The 16,999-nt window shown below is 32.3% G+C and carries 15 protein-coding genes; 3 read left to right on the forward strand and 12 right to left on the reverse strand.

Going from position 1 to position 16,999, the window contains the following annotated elements; translation table 11 throughout:
- Window positions 1-6 precede the first annotated feature (6 nt).
- Window positions 7-939: an ABC transporter ATP-binding protein gene (locus ACI48Q_RS12185; protein WP_474919351.1), complete on the reverse strand. Its 933-nt coding sequence runs from the start codon at window positions 937-939 to the stop codon at window positions 7-9.
- A 232-nt stretch (window positions 940-1,171) separates the two neighbouring features.
- On the opposite strand from ACI48Q_RS12185, the gene ACI48Q_RS12190 reads away from it, so the two are divergent.
- Together ACI48Q_RS12190 and ACI48Q_RS12195 are read left to right on the forward strand one after the other, a co-directional pair.
- A complete protein-coding gene (locus ACI48Q_RS12190) occupies window positions 1,172-2,233 on the forward strand; it encodes a sensor histidine kinase (RefSeq protein WP_474919352.1) in 1,062 nt (353 codons plus the stop codon).
- Between the two features lie 27 nt (window positions 2,234-2,260).
- Window positions 2,261-2,881, forward strand: coding sequence for a response regulator (locus ACI48Q_RS12195; protein WP_474919353.1), 621 nt, complete (start codon window positions 2,261-2,263; stop codon window positions 2,879-2,881).
- Window positions 2,882-2,939: 58 nt separating this feature from the next.
- On the opposite strand, the gene ACI48Q_RS12200 is transcribed toward ACI48Q_RS12195, so the two are convergent.
- The 11 genes from ACI48Q_RS12200 to ACI48Q_RS12250 all read right to left on the reverse strand — a co-directional run bounded on the left by ACI48Q_RS12200 (window position 2,940) and on the right by ACI48Q_RS12250 (window position 15,328).
- Window positions 2,940-3,476 (reverse strand): HXXEE domain-containing protein, encoded by a 537-nt coding sequence (locus tag ACI48Q_RS12200; protein WP_474919354.1) that lies wholly within the window; start codon window positions 3,474-3,476, stop codon window positions 2,940-2,942.
- 1 nt (window position 3,477) lies between these two features.
- Window positions 3,478-4,665 carry a non-canonical purine NTP pyrophosphatase gene (locus ACI48Q_RS12205; RefSeq protein ID WP_474919355.1) on the reverse strand — a complete coding sequence of 396 codons (1,188 nt, stop codon included), beginning with the start codon at window positions 4,663-4,665 and terminating at the stop codon, window positions 3,478-3,480.
- Window positions 4,666-4,791: 126 nt separating this feature from the next.
- Complete coding sequence (locus ACI48Q_RS12210) at window positions 4,792-5,364, reverse strand: HD domain-containing protein (RefSeq protein WP_474919356.1); 573 nt, start codon at window positions 5,362-5,364, stop codon at window positions 4,792-4,794.
- A 281-nt stretch (window positions 5,365-5,645) separates the two neighbouring features.
- Window positions 5,646-6,725, reverse strand: a complete 1,080-nt coding sequence (locus ACI48Q_RS12215; RefSeq protein ID WP_474919357.1) for a 2,3-butanediol dehydrogenase — start codon at window positions 6,723-6,725, stop codon at window positions 5,646-5,648.
- 368 nt (window positions 6,726-7,093) lie between these two features.
- Window positions 7,094-7,846, reverse strand: a complete 753-nt coding sequence (locus ACI48Q_RS12220; protein WP_474919358.1) for a C1 family peptidase — start codon at window positions 7,844-7,846, stop codon at window positions 7,094-7,096.
- 76 nt (window positions 7,847-7,922) lie between these two features.
- Window positions 7,923-9,854: a sigma-54-dependent Fis family transcriptional regulator gene (locus tag ACI48Q_RS12225; RefSeq protein ID WP_474919359.1), complete on the reverse strand. Its 1,932-nt coding sequence runs from the start codon at window positions 9,852-9,854 to the stop codon at window positions 7,923-7,925.
- Window positions 9,855-10,103: 249 nt separating this feature from the next.
- Window positions 10,104-10,871 carry a C39 family peptidase gene (locus ACI48Q_RS12230; protein ID WP_474919360.1) on the reverse strand — a complete coding sequence of 256 codons (768 nt, stop codon included), beginning with the start codon at window positions 10,869-10,871 and terminating at the stop codon, window positions 10,104-10,106.
- Window positions 10,872-11,050: 179 nt separating this feature from the next.
- Entirely contained in the window at window positions 11,051-11,719 is a 669-nt protein-coding gene (locus ACI48Q_RS12235) for an ABC transporter ATP-binding protein (RefSeq protein WP_474919361.1), read from the reverse strand.
- Between the two features lie 9 nt (window positions 11,720-11,728).
- Window positions 11,729-13,159 (reverse strand): ABC transporter permease, encoded by a 1,431-nt coding sequence (locus tag ACI48Q_RS12240; RefSeq protein WP_474919362.1) that lies wholly within the window; start codon window positions 13,157-13,159, stop codon window positions 11,729-11,731.
- A gap of 185 nt (window positions 13,160-13,344) precedes the next feature.
- Window positions 13,345-14,640 (reverse strand): sensor histidine kinase, encoded by a 1,296-nt coding sequence (locus ACI48Q_RS12245; protein WP_474919363.1) that lies wholly within the window; start codon window positions 14,638-14,640, stop codon window positions 13,345-13,347.
- A 1-nt stretch (window position 14,641) separates the two neighbouring features.
- A complete protein-coding gene (locus ACI48Q_RS12250) occupies window positions 14,642-15,328 on the reverse strand; it encodes a response regulator transcription factor (RefSeq protein ID WP_474919364.1) in 687 nt (228 codons plus the stop codon).
- A gap of 300 nt (window positions 15,329-15,628) precedes the next feature.
- On the opposite strand from ACI48Q_RS12250, the gene ACI48Q_RS12255 reads away from it, so the two are divergent.
- Complete coding sequence (locus ACI48Q_RS12255) at window positions 15,629-16,885, forward strand: erythromycin esterase family protein (protein WP_474919365.1); 1,257 nt, start codon at window positions 15,629-15,631, stop codon at window positions 16,883-16,885.
- Window positions 16,886-16,999 lie beyond the last annotated feature (114 nt).

Below are 16,999 nucleotides of genomic sequence, written 5' to 3' on the forward strand. Positions count from 1 at the left end.
CCTCCTTTAATCTCTAAGCCCTTTACCTGTTATTTCTAAGAATACATCATTCAAGGTAGGTGGCTCAGAATAAATCTTTCCAACAGTAATATTCTTTGATTTTAAATAATCCATCAAAGCAACTAAATTATTTTTACCTCTGCTTGATTTTACAACAAGTAAATTGCCGTTATATTCAGCAGAAACTATATTGGGAAGATTTTTAATATCCTCCAAAATGCTGTTATGGATTTTAAATATTTCAACAGTAAGTTTTTCACCAGAATTTATCATTCCTTTTAGTTCCTGATTGGTCCCTGCTGCTATTATTTTTCCCTTGTCCATAATGGCTATCCGTGTGCAGATTTCCTCAACCTCTTCCATATAGTGAGAAGTATACACAATTGTAGCTCCCTCTTTATTAAGCCGTTGTATTCCCTCTAATATATTGTTTCGGCTCTGGGGGTCAACTGCAACTGTGGGTTCATCTAGAATAATTAGCTTGGGCTTATGTGCAATACCACAGGCAATATTTAATCTACGAAGTAAACCACCACTTAACTTTTTGGGGTAAAACTTTCTAAAATCCTTAAGCCCAACAAAATCTATAGCTTCCTCTACAAGTTTACGACGGTTCATTTTGTCTGAAATGTACAGTCCACAGAAATAATCAATATTTTCAAAAACATTCAATTCATCGAAAACTGCAACATTCTGCATGATTATACCAATATTACGTTTAATATCATAAGCATCTGGGGACATAGGTTTATCATAAATTTCTATGGTACCCTTGTCATATTTGAGCAGGGATAAAATACAGTTGATTGCAGTAGTTTTACCAGAACCGTTAGGCCCTAAGAGGCCAAATACTTCCCCTTCCTTTACTTCCAGATTGAAATGATCTAGAGCAATTAAATCATCATATCTTTTTACTAGATTTTTAACCTTTATTACCATAAGTATCCCTCCCATTATTGATTTAATAAATTTTCTCGGGATGCTGCTGCTTAAAACACAACACCATTCTCATCTTCATATATTAATCATAATATATTTATTTGTGATTTATAAGTGATTAAACTCCAAGCTAGATATGACAAATGTAACAATAAACTTGAGCACTATAAAATAAAGTGCTAGAATTTATATGTAATGAATATTCTTACAAAGTAAGGGTTTGGTAAATAGAATGAAAAAATTAATTGATAAACTGATTATTTTTATTATTTCCTCTGCACTATATATACATAATGCAGATTACATATATATGATTGTACCAATTCTAATTGCTATAATCTTAAGTGCAATTCTAAGCTACTTGGAAGATGAACGTATTACAATAGCTGTATTCGCTGCTTATTTAATTCTTTGCTTTTTTAAACCAGTTTTCTTATTCTTTATTCCTCTCATAGGTTATGATGCAGTATTTCTTAAAATCAAATGGCTATGGGTGTTATCATTTCTACCAGTGATTACTAATTCTACTCAGACACTGTTCCTCTCAAAGTGGTTAATTTCATCCTTTATTCTTGCTGCCTATATTTTAAAATACCGTACTGTTTCTCTTCAAAATGTGGAAGAAGATTATTATAAACTTCGTGATAGTACTAAGGAAATATCAATGCAGCTTGAAAAACAAAATAAAAATCTTTTGGAAAAACAGGATTATGAAATACACCTTGCAACTTTAAAAGAACGAAATAGAATAGCAAGGGATATTCACGATAATGTGGGACATTTACTTTCAAGATCCATATTGCAAATTGGGGCACTACTTGCCATAAATAAAGATGAAGAAACGAAAGAAAACTTGAAACTTATAAAGAGTACCCTGTCAGAAGCCATGGATAGCATACGTAGCAGCGTACATGATTTGCATGAAGAATCAATAGACTTGCAAACTGAAATACAAAAGTTAATTAATAGCTTTAATTTTTGCTCTATTAAATTCGATTATGATGTGGAAACAAACTTAGAAAAAAATATCAAGTATTGCTTTATTACAGTCACAAAAGAGGCTTTATCAAACATCTTAAATCATTCTAATGCCACCAAGGCTTCAGTGCTAATTCGTGAACATCCAGCACTTTATCAATTGGTTATACAGGACAACGGTACACAAATTAGCTATAATAGTGAACACGGCATCGGAATAAAAAGCATTACAGATAGAATTACTGCTGTAGATGGCAACGTTAATATTAGTACGGACAAAGGTTTTAGAATTTTTATTTCAATACCGAAAAAATAAGTATTTTGAAAGGATTGGTTAAAAAATATGAGGGTAGTAGTTGTTGATGATGATAAATTAGTATGTGTATCTCTCAAAACCATATTAGAAGCAGAAAAAGATATTTCTGTAGTTGGCACTGGCTACAATGGAAAGGAAGCTATTGAACTTTATAACAGTTTAAAGCCTGATATTCTATTAATTGATATAAGAATGGAAACCATGACAGGACTAGAGGCAGCAGAATCTATCTTAAACACATACAAAAATGCAAAAATACTATTTCTAACTACTTTTTCAGATGATGAATATATAATAAAAACTTTCAAAATAGGCGCTAAGGGTTATATTATAAAACAGAATTTTGAATGCATTGTGCCGTCACTAAGGGCTGTACATATGGGACAAAGCGTTTTCGGTCATGATATTGTTTCAAAAATTCCATATCTAATTAATGAAAGCAGTAAAGCTGATTTTTCATCCTTTGGTATTACAGAAAAGGAACTAGACATTATCACCACTGTAGCTGAAGGACTTAGCAATAAAGAAATAGCCAATAAGCTATATTTAAGCGAAGGCACTGTTAGAAACAGTATAACCACCATTTTGGAAAAGTTGAAACTCAGAGACAGGACGCAACTTGCTATATTCTATTATAAAAATAAATAAAGAGGACCTTTGATTAATCCCTAGTGTGAATCAAAGGTCCCCTTTCTGCATAAAATGTTCATTGACTTTGCTGTCCATATCGTGCTAACCATTCACTAAATCTATCCATGACCTTATGAATGATAACTAAATTGACTACCATAACTATAAAGCCCAGAACGCTATACAAAATGATGGTATTTAACGTAAATACCTGCATTATTTGCTTAATGATATAAATACAAATAGGCAAACAAATAACGCTTGTAATAATAGCAGGGACATATTTTCTTACTATCAACGCTTGAAAACAATGTATTAATAAATGCAAAGTAAAGGCAATAAATAAGCCTATCCATAGACTATACCAATTCACAACATAGGAAATAACTGTAATTATGCTAATTAAAATAAATTCTTCCGCTACTCCAAAGGCGAAAGATGATGTTGTAATATTATCAAAATGCGGTAGTAACTTTTTTGATAATTTAGGAAACCTATCACATAAATAGCCCTTATTTTTACTTATCCATACTTGCATAAAGATTATTTCTTCAAAATCATGGAAAATAAAAAGTATAGGAAAAAGCCATATAATTACTTCTATATTATTCATTTTACAAATTAGTTCTCCATTCATCTTTTAATATTCTATAAGAAACTCTGTCTTTCATCCTTCCGTCATGCCATTCCATCATTTTGTATTCAGCTTCTTTTAGCATTCCACACTTTTCCATCACTCGTTCTGAGCCAATATTTTCTTTTATGCAACCAGTTGTAATTCTAAAAACCTCATTGCCCTCAAAAGCAAATCTCATTATTTCCTTCAAAGCCTCTGTGGTATATCCCTTATTCCAATATTCAGGGTAAGTAAAATATCCTAAATGTACTAGCTTACCTACAGGGGTAAAATCTGTTACTGTGTACCCTATTTCTCCAATATGCTCCTTGGTGTTCTTATCTTCCATTCTCAAGAAATATTTTGTCCTCTTTGGATTATTTATATCATCAATAGCAGCTAGTAAATTCTCTCTAGACTCCTCTATTGAATTTGTCATTATATCCTGTAAATAATGCATGGATTCTTTATCTGAAAATAATCTATGATGCGTGTCTAAATCCTCCATTTTATGGTCACGTAATCTCAATCTCTCAGTTTCCAAGCATATTGGTTTGTCAGATGAATTAATATTTAAATAATTCTTTAGGCTTCTAATAAAAAAATTTCTAAATCCATCAATAAAACCTAAACTTTCACTTTTGCTACTCTCTAAATCATAATAATATTTCATGCTTTCTATCTCTACAGATATGGAATCTAAGGGAAAACCCTCTCTATATTTCACATGTGGCTTGTCTACAATATAAAACTTTTCAGAACATATATCTTTACCATCATATTTATAAATATTATTCTCATCTATTACTAGACATATGGCATTCTTATAATAGGCAGTTAATCGCCCTCCATATCTTGCTGCTAAATTGCTATAATAATTGAGCATTTCTCTATAAGTCAAATTGTTTCCATGAATTCTTTTTATCAATACCCCTGGTTGATCACTTTCATCAACACCTTCAAAATATAACCCAGAGTCACAAGAAAATATAGGCTTTTTAATTTGTTTAAAATAAGATATAGCCTTTTGTGTTGCATTCGCTAATGGATCCTTACCAGTTTCTTCAGCCTTTTTTAAGTCCATATCAAGAGTTTCAAGACTAGCAATAGAAATATTAAGTCCATCTAGCATCTTTATCATACTTTCAAGCTTAGATGGATTATATGTTCCATATATTAAGTTCATAAAATAAATCCCTTCCTCCCTAGCTTTAAACCTAGTGTTTATAATATTGTATTTTCAAGGAAAACCTATGAGGCTTCCTTACTTGGCATTTTATAAATATTATATATATCTCTACATCACTTTAAATTAACTTTTAAGCACAATTTTAGCGCTTTCATATTTGTCCCTTATAATTTCTTTGGCTTCAGGACATAGTTTATTCCAACTTCTTTCAATCTTTGCCCTTACCCAATTAGCACCTTCACTTACCTCCATTTTCCTTTTATAGTATACAAGATGTAATAGAGATGGTACTTGGTCTATATGAGCCATGGCATCAGCACTTGCAATACATATTGATTCTTTAGTGGTTCTTTCAAGTGGTACGCTTCCCCTATGCTGAATAATACAGTCTTTAACTTTATTTATTCTTTCTTCTGGATAATTGAAACCTTTTAAAATCTTTTCTGCTTCAATTGCCCCGTATATATGATGTTCTTTATACATTGATGAGTCTTTTACACTTGCATAATCATGCAACAAAGCTGCTACTTCAACTATTTCTTTATCTGCTCCTAATCTTTCCGCCAACAATTTTGCATATTTAACTACAGTGGTAACATGATAAATCCACCCCTCATATCCAAATACATTGGTATCTTTCTTACTTTGTTCCTCCACAATATTTGAAATAGACTGTATTAATTCTTCTGAATTCAAGAAAATTCCCCCTCTTAGATAGTATTTTTTGTATAATATGTATAAATAAAGTTTATCAAACATACGTTCTGTAGTCAATCAGAATTACACCCAATAGTAGACGGTTTTGTATTTGGTACAATGCGGGAAGTATGGATTAGAGGGGGAATAATAACTACTGTTATATTAATGATTTCCATAACCTTTTTATTAGTCACTATGAAAAGAAATAATAGACTAGAGTGCTAGTGGTATATTATAAATAAGGAGAAACTGTTTCCAGTTTCTCCTCTAAAAATTTTTTATTCACTTAAAAGGGATTTATCTGGAGTTACAAGAATTTTTACATGCTTTTTCTTTTCAGGACCTGTTAAGGCTCCGAAGCCTTCTTCTACTATATCATCAAGAACTATTTTTTTAGTTATATATCCTTCTGCCTTAATTCTTCCATCCTTCATTTGTGCAATTGTAGCTGGAAATTCATGTCTATAAGCTAAGGTTCCTACTATTTTCTTTTCAGAAAACACTAAGGCATTAGGATTAAAGCTTACATCCTCTTCCCAAATACTTGTTACTACCATAGTTCCTTCATATTTTAAGCTATCTAATCCTACATCAAAACCTATCTTTGCCCCTGTGGTTTCAAATGCTACATCTACACCAGTTCCACCAGTAAGCTTTTTAACTTCATTAGCTATATCAACTTCATTTGGATCAAGAACAACGTCTGCTCCTGCTCTCTTTGCATATTCCTGTCTTATTGATTTTCTTTGTAATACTACTACTAACTTTGCTCCTGCTGTTTTTAAACATTCAATAGTAGCAAGTCCTATTGGTCCTGAACCAAGTACAATTGCAGTATCTCCTGTTTTAAAATTAGAAATTCTAATAGAATGAAGTGCTACAGCCATTGGCTCTATTAATGCTGCCTGTTCATAGGACATACTGTCTGGTATTTTATGTATATATTCTTCTGGAAATACCGTATATTCTGCAAGTCCTCCACCGCTACCACAAAGTCCATGAAATCCTAGGGAAGAACAAAGATTATATTTACCTTCTCTGCAGGCTGGACATTCTCCACAAGCTACTATAGGTTCTACAGTAACCCTATCTCCAATTTTAAAATTAGTTACACCTTCTCCAACTTCTACAACATCTCCTGAAAACTCATGACCTAAAACTACTGGTGCCACATTACCACTTAAGGGATGTGGTTGTCCAACTGGTATAAAAATAGGTCCTCCTAAATATTCATGTAAATCTGAACCACATATTCCACACCATTTAACTTTGATTTTCACATTTCCTTTAGTAACCTTTGGTTCCTCTACCTCTTCAACTCTAATATCCTCTTTATCATACCATAGCGCTGCTTTCATAATAAAAGTACCTCCTAAAAATAATAATTAAGTATATTGTGAATCTTCTCACATATTTATAAAGCAATTATTATACCAATAAATTAACCTGTGGTACTTTTTTAAATATTATTTAATTCTTTTTATTTTTCCTGCTGTAAATGGCTATATTGTGCCATATTTCTATAATAATCATCTCTATAATTAAATTTTGATTATGTTCGATTTAATGCCAGAAACAGTTCTTAAAATAAAAAATCTCAAAACGATACACATTTTAGTGACTCATTTTGAGATTGTCTATATTATTTTCTCATTTTGATACATATATTATGCTATTTATTGATAATTAAAAAACAAACCGCCCTATATAAACATCACATAACAAATCAAAAAATTTCCCATATATCAAATTTATAATTATTTCCTTCATAATCCATAAGATATTTTGTGAGATACTTTTTATGAATAACAGCATTAAACATATACTTATCATACCAAGTATCGGAACAGATATAATACCCACCGTGTACTCCATCTATTTCATAACTATTTTCAAGTTTCCATCTATCTGGCTTTTCATCTTTATTAATATTAACACCGGTTATCATCATATAATGTGATATCATTCCTGCCTTCAACTGAAGATAATCCTTTCTTGACATATCAAATGAGAAACCTGTTACACTTTCATAGTCAAAACTATTATCATCCCATATTTGCAGTTCTTCTCTACACATTTTATCGTCATCACATGCACAAACAATAGCAGATCCATCTTTTAGCTGTTCTATAGATAATTTCTTCATTTCTTTCAACTCAAGATTAAGAAATTTTACATCTTTCCCACCAATAATTTTAAACGCATCATTTAATACACAAGCTTTACCATATGGAAGCTCATCATATGGTAAAGAAATAACAGCAATATAATCATCAAGAATATTTCCAATCATTTCATCAGTAGGTATTTCTATGGAAAATTCAAATTTGAGTTTGTTTGCATTTGCAGATGAAAATGCCATATCACTAATAGATGTCTTTAAAAATTCATTAGCTATTATTTGCTTCTCTGGGTTTGAAAAATAATATTTATAAAATTCTGAATTTTTCTTCTCCGTAATTTCCATTAATTCTTTCATTTAATTTCCAATCCCCCTTTATTCTTATATAGCCTCTTAATTCTTACTAACTATGTTATATAAATTAAATTGCAACTTATATATTATATTTCTTTATTTTTCTATAGATGGTAGCTCTACTTATTCCCAGCATTTCTGCAGATTTTACTATGTTACCTCCGCAAAGATTAATAGTTTTTATTATGCTTTCTTTTTCTAAAATTTCTATAGGCACTATCTTCTCTAAATCATCGGCTTTTTCATTACTAAAACTGCTTTCTATCATCTGCCCATTCTCTGAAGACTGTATATAGATTATATCACTTTCACTGGAGTAATAATCTCGCTCTATAGCATTTCTAAGCTCTCTTACATTTCCAGGCCAATCATATTTTTTAAGTTGATTTATGTAGTCTTTTTTCATACGCTTATATTTATCCTTATTTTTTATATTGAGCTTATTGATAAAATATTTTACTAGTACCTCTATATCTTCCTTTCTTTCTTTTAAAGGAATTGTTCTTATATTCATTACATTTAACCTATAATATAAATCTTCTCTAAAGGCTTTTCTACTTATTTCCTCTTTTAACTTTTTGTTTGTTGCACCTATTATTCTCACATCTAATTTCTTCTCGTAATTTCCACCAACCCTAACAATTGTATTGTTATCTAAGACTCTCAATAGTTTAGATTGCATATCTAAAGGAAGTTCTCCTAATTCATCCAAAAAAATAGTTCCCCCATCAGCTAGTTCAAATTTCCCAGGATGTCCTTCTTTAGCAGCTCCAGTAAAAGCTCCTTTATCATAACCAAAAAGTTCACTTTCCATCAGCTCTCTAGGAATTGAAGCACAATTTACAGCTACAAAAGGCCCATTACTTCTTTCACTGTAGTTATGTATAGCTTGAGCTACTAACTCTTTACCTGTGCCACTAGCCCCTTCTATTAATATATTGCAATCACTACTTGCAGCCTTCTTTGCGAAATTTATCATGTTTATCATTTTTTCATTGCTAGTTACAATATCTTTAAACCTATAGGTGGCCTTATAACCCACTACTTTATTTACAAATTTATGTACTGATTTACTTTCCCTAAAAGTTATAACTACCCCCATAAGCCTATTGTTGGTATTCATGGGTACCACATTTAATATACATTTTATTCTCTTATTTTTTATATGAAAATCACATTCAATATTATTATAACTTTCCTCATAATTTTCTATAATGTAATTAAAATTTAAATTCCCTAAGGCTTTCTTTATATCTACTTTAAATATTTCCCTTTGATCTATACCTAAAATATCTTCTGCTCTATGATTTACTCTCTTAATATTAAATTTTTCATCTATAACTATCATACCCTCTCCAATGGAGTCAAAGGTTATATTTAGTAAATTATAGGATAGTATAAGTTCTAATTGTTTCTTTATGGATTCAGCTGCTGCAGTAACTATTCCTAAGGTATGTAGATGAGCATCTTTACATATACCAGACATATTTATACATCCTAATATTTTCCCATCACTATCATGGATAGGTGCTGAGGAGCATGTCCAAGCATGCTGGTGTATTCCATAATGCTCAGCTCCTATAGTTTGTATTGGTTTGTCTAAGTGTAGGCAAGTTCCTATAGCATTAGTTCCTACAGCTTTTTCTGACCACAAAGCTCCCTTTGTAAATCTTAAAGCACTAGCTTTCTCTAAGATATTCTCATCACCAATAACATCTAGTATATATCCATCTTTATCTGCAAGGAATAAAGCAAAACCTGAACCTGATATTGTGTTGTATAAATTCTCCATTATAGAATGTGCCACTGAAACTAACTCTACATTCTCTTTTATTTTAATTTCTACAGGAATTTTATATTCTCCCACACCTCTTCCATCCATATAATCTACACCGTATTCTTTACATCTTATCCATGAATCTCTTATATCCTTTTTAATTTCTTCATTGACCTTATCATATTCCACAAACTCACGCCAAGCTTTCATAATAAATTCCATATAATTACCCATGTTTTCACCCCTTAACCCTAAGTAACATAGATGTTGAAAATAACAGCCTATTCGCATTATGTAGTTTCATTATTACCATCTATATAAAGATAAAATTTATATGTCAAATTATTCACAATTTAATCTTAACAGAATATTCAGTCTTAATAAATAGAAATAGATTTAAAATAAAATTTCTTGAACCGTCCTTTGGTTCAAGAAATTCTTCCTTTGTAATTGTTTTACCTTTATCCACAACTATTGGCTTAATTATTCTTTAATCGTCATTGCTTGGGATCCCATTTGCTTCCATGAATTTTCAAAATCTATAGAATTTACTTTTCGATTAGCTTCCGGATAGAGTGGATCATTAATATAGACAAAGTCATCATCATAACCTGTAATAACCACACTATGTTGTTGATAGGTAACTTCCATCTCTCCAATCTTGGTATTCCAAGTTTTAAATTGATTAGAAGATAATACCTGAAAGTTTGCGTTGTTTATCACCCAAACTGGATGACCTTGATCAATTTGATCATATAAATCTCTCATACTTTTTCCCGTGAGATTTATAATTCTTTGGTGTGAAACATATTTTTGTGCTAATTCAATGATTGGCTCCACATAAACACCCAGACCAGGATTATTGAATGTTTCCATATCGCCAACAAAACCCTCGTGCATATTCCCATTTCGTCCCTTTTCATCCATAAATGGAACATATTTTATCATTTCCGAAAGTTCCATTTTATCCACATCTATGTGCATATATTGTAAAAGCATCGCAAGACTGGTTACCTCACATCCTCGCATTAGCTCTGGTTCTTGCATAATCAATGTAACTGCTAAAGATTTGTTCACTTTAGAAGAATTGTCTTCATAATTAATAATTGTTTTGTTTTCCTTATTCCCAGTGACTTTAACAGCATATTGATTCCTGACTGCTTTCCAAAAAATAATGAATGCAGTAATTAATAATAAAAGACTTACTATTTTCATAAAGGTTGCTTTATAATGCAATTTTTCTTTTCCCATTTTAATTTTTCTCCCTTTTATTATGTTCCATACATGAAAGTGTACAGGAGTGAAATAAAGATTAAATGTTCATAATGTCATCGTAAGTCTTAAAATAAGTTTATTAAATATCAAACTATGCGAATCAAGTTTCCCATTGCATCTTTTTATCTAAATTATTGTTTTATCAAATTTCTTACTTATTGCTTAACCTGAATTAGTTTACCTTCATTGATACCCAAAACTACATCGGCAACAGAAGTGACCTTTTTGGAGTGGGTAACGATAATAACACATTTATTCTCCTCATGAGCAAGGGCAGTAAAAATTTTGAGGATTTCCATCTCGGTATCTTTATCCAAGTTACCTGTAGGTTCATCCGCTATGATAATATCGGGACTGTGGGATAAGGCTCTTGCAATGCCCACACGCTGCTGCTCTCCACCCGAAAGCCTTAGTATTTTACGATCTGCGGTTTCTCTGTCAATACCTACCTTCTCCAAGAGCATATATGCAAAAGTCTTTCTATCCTTTTCGGCGCTACCGCTAATATTCATGGACAGGACAATGTTTTCCACGGCGGTTGCATTTGTTAAAAGATTAAAACTTTGGAACACCACACCAATGTCCTTTGCCCTGTATTTGTCGCGGTCAATTTTTTTGAGATCTCTCTGGTCATACAATATCTCGCCCCCTGTGCAGACATCAAGACCTGACATAAGGGACAGCAGGGTGGATTTTCCTGAGCCGGATCTTCCTACAATTGTGTAAACTCTTCCTGCTTCAAATTCTGCACTCACAGCATTTAAAACTATTTTTTTTGCACTTTCATATTTATAGGTTACATTTTTTAATATCAATACGCTCATATATTTCACCTAATTCCTTTCCATGAGTATTTTAATAGGTTCGTATTTTGTGATTTTACCTATGGAAACAATTCCTGAAACCGAAGCAAGAAGTAATGAGATGGCGATAATTTCCGCTATTGTATCAAATCCAAGAGAAACGTCCATATTATCAAGTGGCTCTACATTTGTGCTTCCCGCCGCTTTTCCACCTACTATGACCATTTTAGGGCCTCCTGTACTTGCTTTAGCTTCTACTTCCTCTGCCGCTGCAATTTGATTATTAAGCAGAGTGTTGGCTACGGGTTGTGCGGCAAGTGTGCCTGAGCTTATTCCAATAACTAGGCAGACACAGGTTATAATAAGTATTTCCGTCCAAAGTCCCAAAGCTACTTTTCCTTTTTTCATACCCATGGCTCTTAGAACACCAACCTCATATTTCCTTTCACGAATGGAAATTGAAGAAAGAAGTGCAAGAATGATACCACCAAGAATTAAAACAATAATCATAAAGGTAACAGAAATGCTCTTTAATCCTTCAACCGGACCCACAATTTTATGATAGCTTGCTTCATCTGTTGTAACATCATATACTTCGTTTAAACCCTTTGCATATACCTGATTTTTGAAATCTGCAAGCATATCCGGGTTTTTCAAATAATAGGTAGCAGTGATTTCAATACCTCTCTGTCCTGACTCCATTGGAGCTAAAACCGTATCAAAATCAGCTAAGATTTCATTTCGTCTGTTCATATAAGAATTTTTGAACATTGAGTTAGAATATTCTTCTGTTGTATCATAAAAAGTACCCACAACAGTCAATGTGTACGTAATATTATAGGTGTTGTCCTCTTCGTCACTCAGCATACCGTCTAAAGTAATGATATCTCCAACTGAAATACCATTAAGCTCGGCAAGGTCCGTGCTTATAACACACTCATCTTTATTTTCCACCAGCCTGCCCTCTGCAATTTCACGATTTCCATCATTAAAATCATCCCAAGAGTTTCCGTAAAGACGCATTTCCGGTTGAAAGTTGCTTGTCCCTCCTGATCTCATCATGGTAGTTCCACCTGTGGCAGCATCTGCATCCATTGGGGTGACAGCTTCGCTCTTAACACCCACAGCCGCCGTATAAACGCTGTTTAAAATGTATTCTGAATCGCCAAAGTCAACATATTGCTCAGATGATATGGGTGGACGCTGCATTCTAACAGTAGTTTTGCCACCATCCATCTGGGTTTGCGCCTCCTGTTTCATTTTTTCCATATTTGGAGTAATTGTAACCTCCGAGCCAAAACGAGTCTTATAATCATCAATAATTCCCTTTGCAGTGTTGTTGATAATCAATGCAACCACTGTTGTAACAATTATGGCAAAAATGATAATACCCATCAAAATATTTCTACCACGATTTCGCACTATATTTTTTAGTGCATTTTGAAAAATGTACATGTTCATTTTCTCTCCTTTAATACCTTATATTTTTTGAATAACCATTCTACATTTATAATTATAATTCCTCAACCTTTAACCAACCTTAAATGAAATGCTTACTTTCAAAGACTAAAAAAGCCCCCTATAGTGAAATCACTATAGAAGGCTATAATAAATTTTATCAACTTATATAGGTTATATGGAATCTATTATAATCCAAGTGTGAAAGTAAACGTGGTGCTTTCATCCTTCACGCTGTCAGCGTAAATTTCACCATCCAGTCGGTCTATAATTACTTTGGCAATAGACAGTCCCAAGCCATAACCACCATTCTCCTGTGTTCTTGCAGGGTCCGTCCTATAAAAACGATCAAACAACTTTGGCAAATTTTCCTTTGATATACCCTTGCCACTGTTTTTAATGAAAAATACCAGCTGATGTCTTGTTTTTTTTAGCACAATATCAATACATCCTTTTTCATCCGTATACTTTATTGCGTTATCAAGCAGTATAGTAACCACCTGTTTGATTTTTTCACAGTCACTTTTGATAATGATATTTGCTTCTACCTCTTGTAAAAGCATAATATCTTTCTCAAAGGCTACAGTCTCCATTGATAATATGACATCATTCACTACCTCGCTGATATCAAAAGGCATCTCAAACGTTCTGCTGTTTATATCCTCTGTCTTAGCCAAATATAAAAGGTCATTTACAAGTTTATCCATTCTGTCAATTTGGGTTTTTATATAATCAAGCCACTTTTTCTGACTTTTAATGGTTTCATCCTGATTTGAAAGGAGAGCATCAGAATTGGCATTTATAATGGCAAGAGGCGTTTTTAATTCATGGGAAGCATCAGCAATGAATTGTTTTTGCTTCTCCCATGCCTCTGAAATAGGCCTAATGGATCTGCTGGCAAAGAAAAGACTTATTGTAAATATAACGAAAAGCATAATAATCCCTACAAAAAATAATGTAGTAAGCAACTCCATCAATGTTTTCTGAGAATCTGTAACATCTAAAAATATAATTTGATAATTATTATCATTGAAATTTATTATGGATTTTCCCTTTTCACGGGTCACAAAGGTACTATTCATAGGAAATATTTTATATTGCCATCGCTTATCTTCAAGAGATATAACACTATGATCTTTTTTCTCATTCCACGCAAGTTCCGTTGCCTTAAAATATATTTCCTCCAGCATGTCAGTATTTGATATTACTTTAATAATATTACCATCTGAATCTACAAATATATTGAAAGAAAAAGAAAAATCAGAGAGAATCTCGCCAGTGATTATCTTATCTTTTTTTGTATCCTCTGGCGGATTAGGAAATGCTACGTTTGGTTTTGAATATAACAATTCAAGTCTATTTCTGTTTTCTGTTTCTACGTTATTGGAGGTTGTAAAATAAATAATTACAAAAGCGGCAATCATCAATATAGAAATAATTGACATATTCAGTATAATGAACCTATTTCGCAGTTTTTTAAACATATCAACTTCCATCCTTTGTGATTTTTAATACATAACCCGCACCTCGCACTGTTTGAATGCTAACCTGGGATTTTATATTACTTAATTTTTTACGCAGAAAAGATATGTATACTTCCACATTGTTATCCTCTGCATAGGTTTCGTAACCCCACAGCTTCTCAATGATGGAATCCTTTGAAATAATAATATCCTTTCGCTTTATTAAAAGCTCTAACAGTTGGCATTCCTTTAAAGTCAATTTGAATTCTTTTCTCCTACAGTTAAGATTTAAAGTAAGCAGATTCAATTCAATATCTGCATATTGTAAAATATTATCCTTTATCAGTTCATCTTTTCTCCGCCCTAAGGCACGTAAACGCGCCATCAACTCCTCTGTGTGAAAAGGCTTTGCCAGATAGTCGTCGGCTCCGCTATCAAGCCCCCTCACTTTGTCCTCAGTTTCGCCCTTTGCCGTAAGCAAGATCACTGGCGTCTCAATACCATTTTTACGCAATTCTTTTAATACACTTATTCCGTCCATTTTAGGAAGCATAATGTCGAGAATAATAATGTCATATATACCTGAAAGCCCACAGTCTAATCCATATTCACCATCAAAGGCTAAGTCAACGCTGTAATTATTTTTCTTTAGGACTTGTTCTATAGCTTCGGCCATATACTTTTCATCCTCTACCATTAAAATTCTCACATACATACCTCCTTTTTTTTATTATATCAAGAAAATATCATACTATACTTCCATTAAATTATTTGTAGGTAGTTACCTTATGACTTTATTATAACCATCATACCTTTAATGAACCTTAAATAAAAAAGAGTACTTCCTGAAGTCGTTATCGAAATCATCTAAGGTGGCAAATATCCTGAATTACATCTTTTTATCTATTATTCACATATACAATTTTACAATTTTATAGCTAACCTATATAATTATGTCAGGTGCATTATTAAAATAATGGAATAATTTAGCTTTCAGGAGGAAATAAAAATGAAAATTAAAAGTTCTCTTTTACTATTCACATTTGTATTTGCCATGGTGTGGCTATTTTCTGGCTACAAAAAAGAAGTAAAAGCGGTGGAAAACATAGACCAATATGTTACTGGAATTGAGTCTATTACCATGTCAGATAATATAAAGGTTGTGGGACTTGGAGAAGCTACACATGGTAATGCAGAATTTCAAATTTTAAAAAAAGAAGTATTTCAAGCATTAGTGAAAAATAACAGTTGCAGGGTGTTTGCCATTGAAGGAGATTTTGGCGGATGTCAGAAAGTAAATAGTTATGTTCTAAATGGAGAAGGAACTGCAAAAGAAGCAGTTGCTGAAATTGGATTTGGTATATATATGACAAATGAAATGGTTGATTTGGTTCAATGGATACAAGATTACAACAAAAATCTGGACCAATCGCAAAAAATCAAATTCTATGGGTTTGATATGCAAAGATACGACAACAACAAAGAAGGGCTGTTTACCTATCTTGAAAAAGTAAATCCAGATTTAGCGGTGAAGTACAAGGATTTACTTAAAAACTTAAATGATAATACCGTATATACGGAAAAAGCTGCAAAGGTGAAGGAAGGATTGAAGGCTGTAGAAAATTTAATATCTGAGATGAACTCCAATAAGACCAAATATATAAAAACCACAAGCGAAAAAGAATATTCCTTAGCTCTTCAATTTGCTCAATCCATAAAAGAAAATGCCATCTTACAAAGCGGGGATGTGAATTATTCACAGACCAGAGATAAATACATGAGTGATAAGGTGAAATGGATATTAGAATATGAAGAAAATAACATGATATTCATTAACGGTCATAACGGACATATTGAGAAATCTTCAACTTCACTATCTTATACTTCTATGGGTAATCATTTAGCTGGTGAATTGGGAGATACTTATTATGCAATCGGAACAGATTTTTATAATAACACCTTTAGGGCGGTTACAAGAAATAATGAAGCTAAAAATTTTACTCTTACAAACCGCAACGAACTTGTTGACCAATTTATAAAATTACCTAAAAATCAATATTTTATGGATTTTAAAAAAGCAAAAGCAAATCCGACTTTAAAGACCATTATTGAGAAAAAACAATCAATGGCAAATATCGGTGCTGAATTTAATAATTGGCAGAAAAATTTTAAAAAATTCTATACCTTAAATATGGTTCCAAGCGAAGCCTATGATGCAATTATTGTAGTTAAAAATGCAACCCCAACAACGGTTATAGAGAACTAATAAACAATCTTTGCAAAAAAGAATTAGAAAATGTTTCTTACGAAAAAGGCTGCATCTATACCAGATGCAGCCCTTATTTTTCTTTAATCTCAATAATTAAATATTTATAATTTT

This window comes from Clostridium sp. LXY-7, assembly GCF_056172015.1.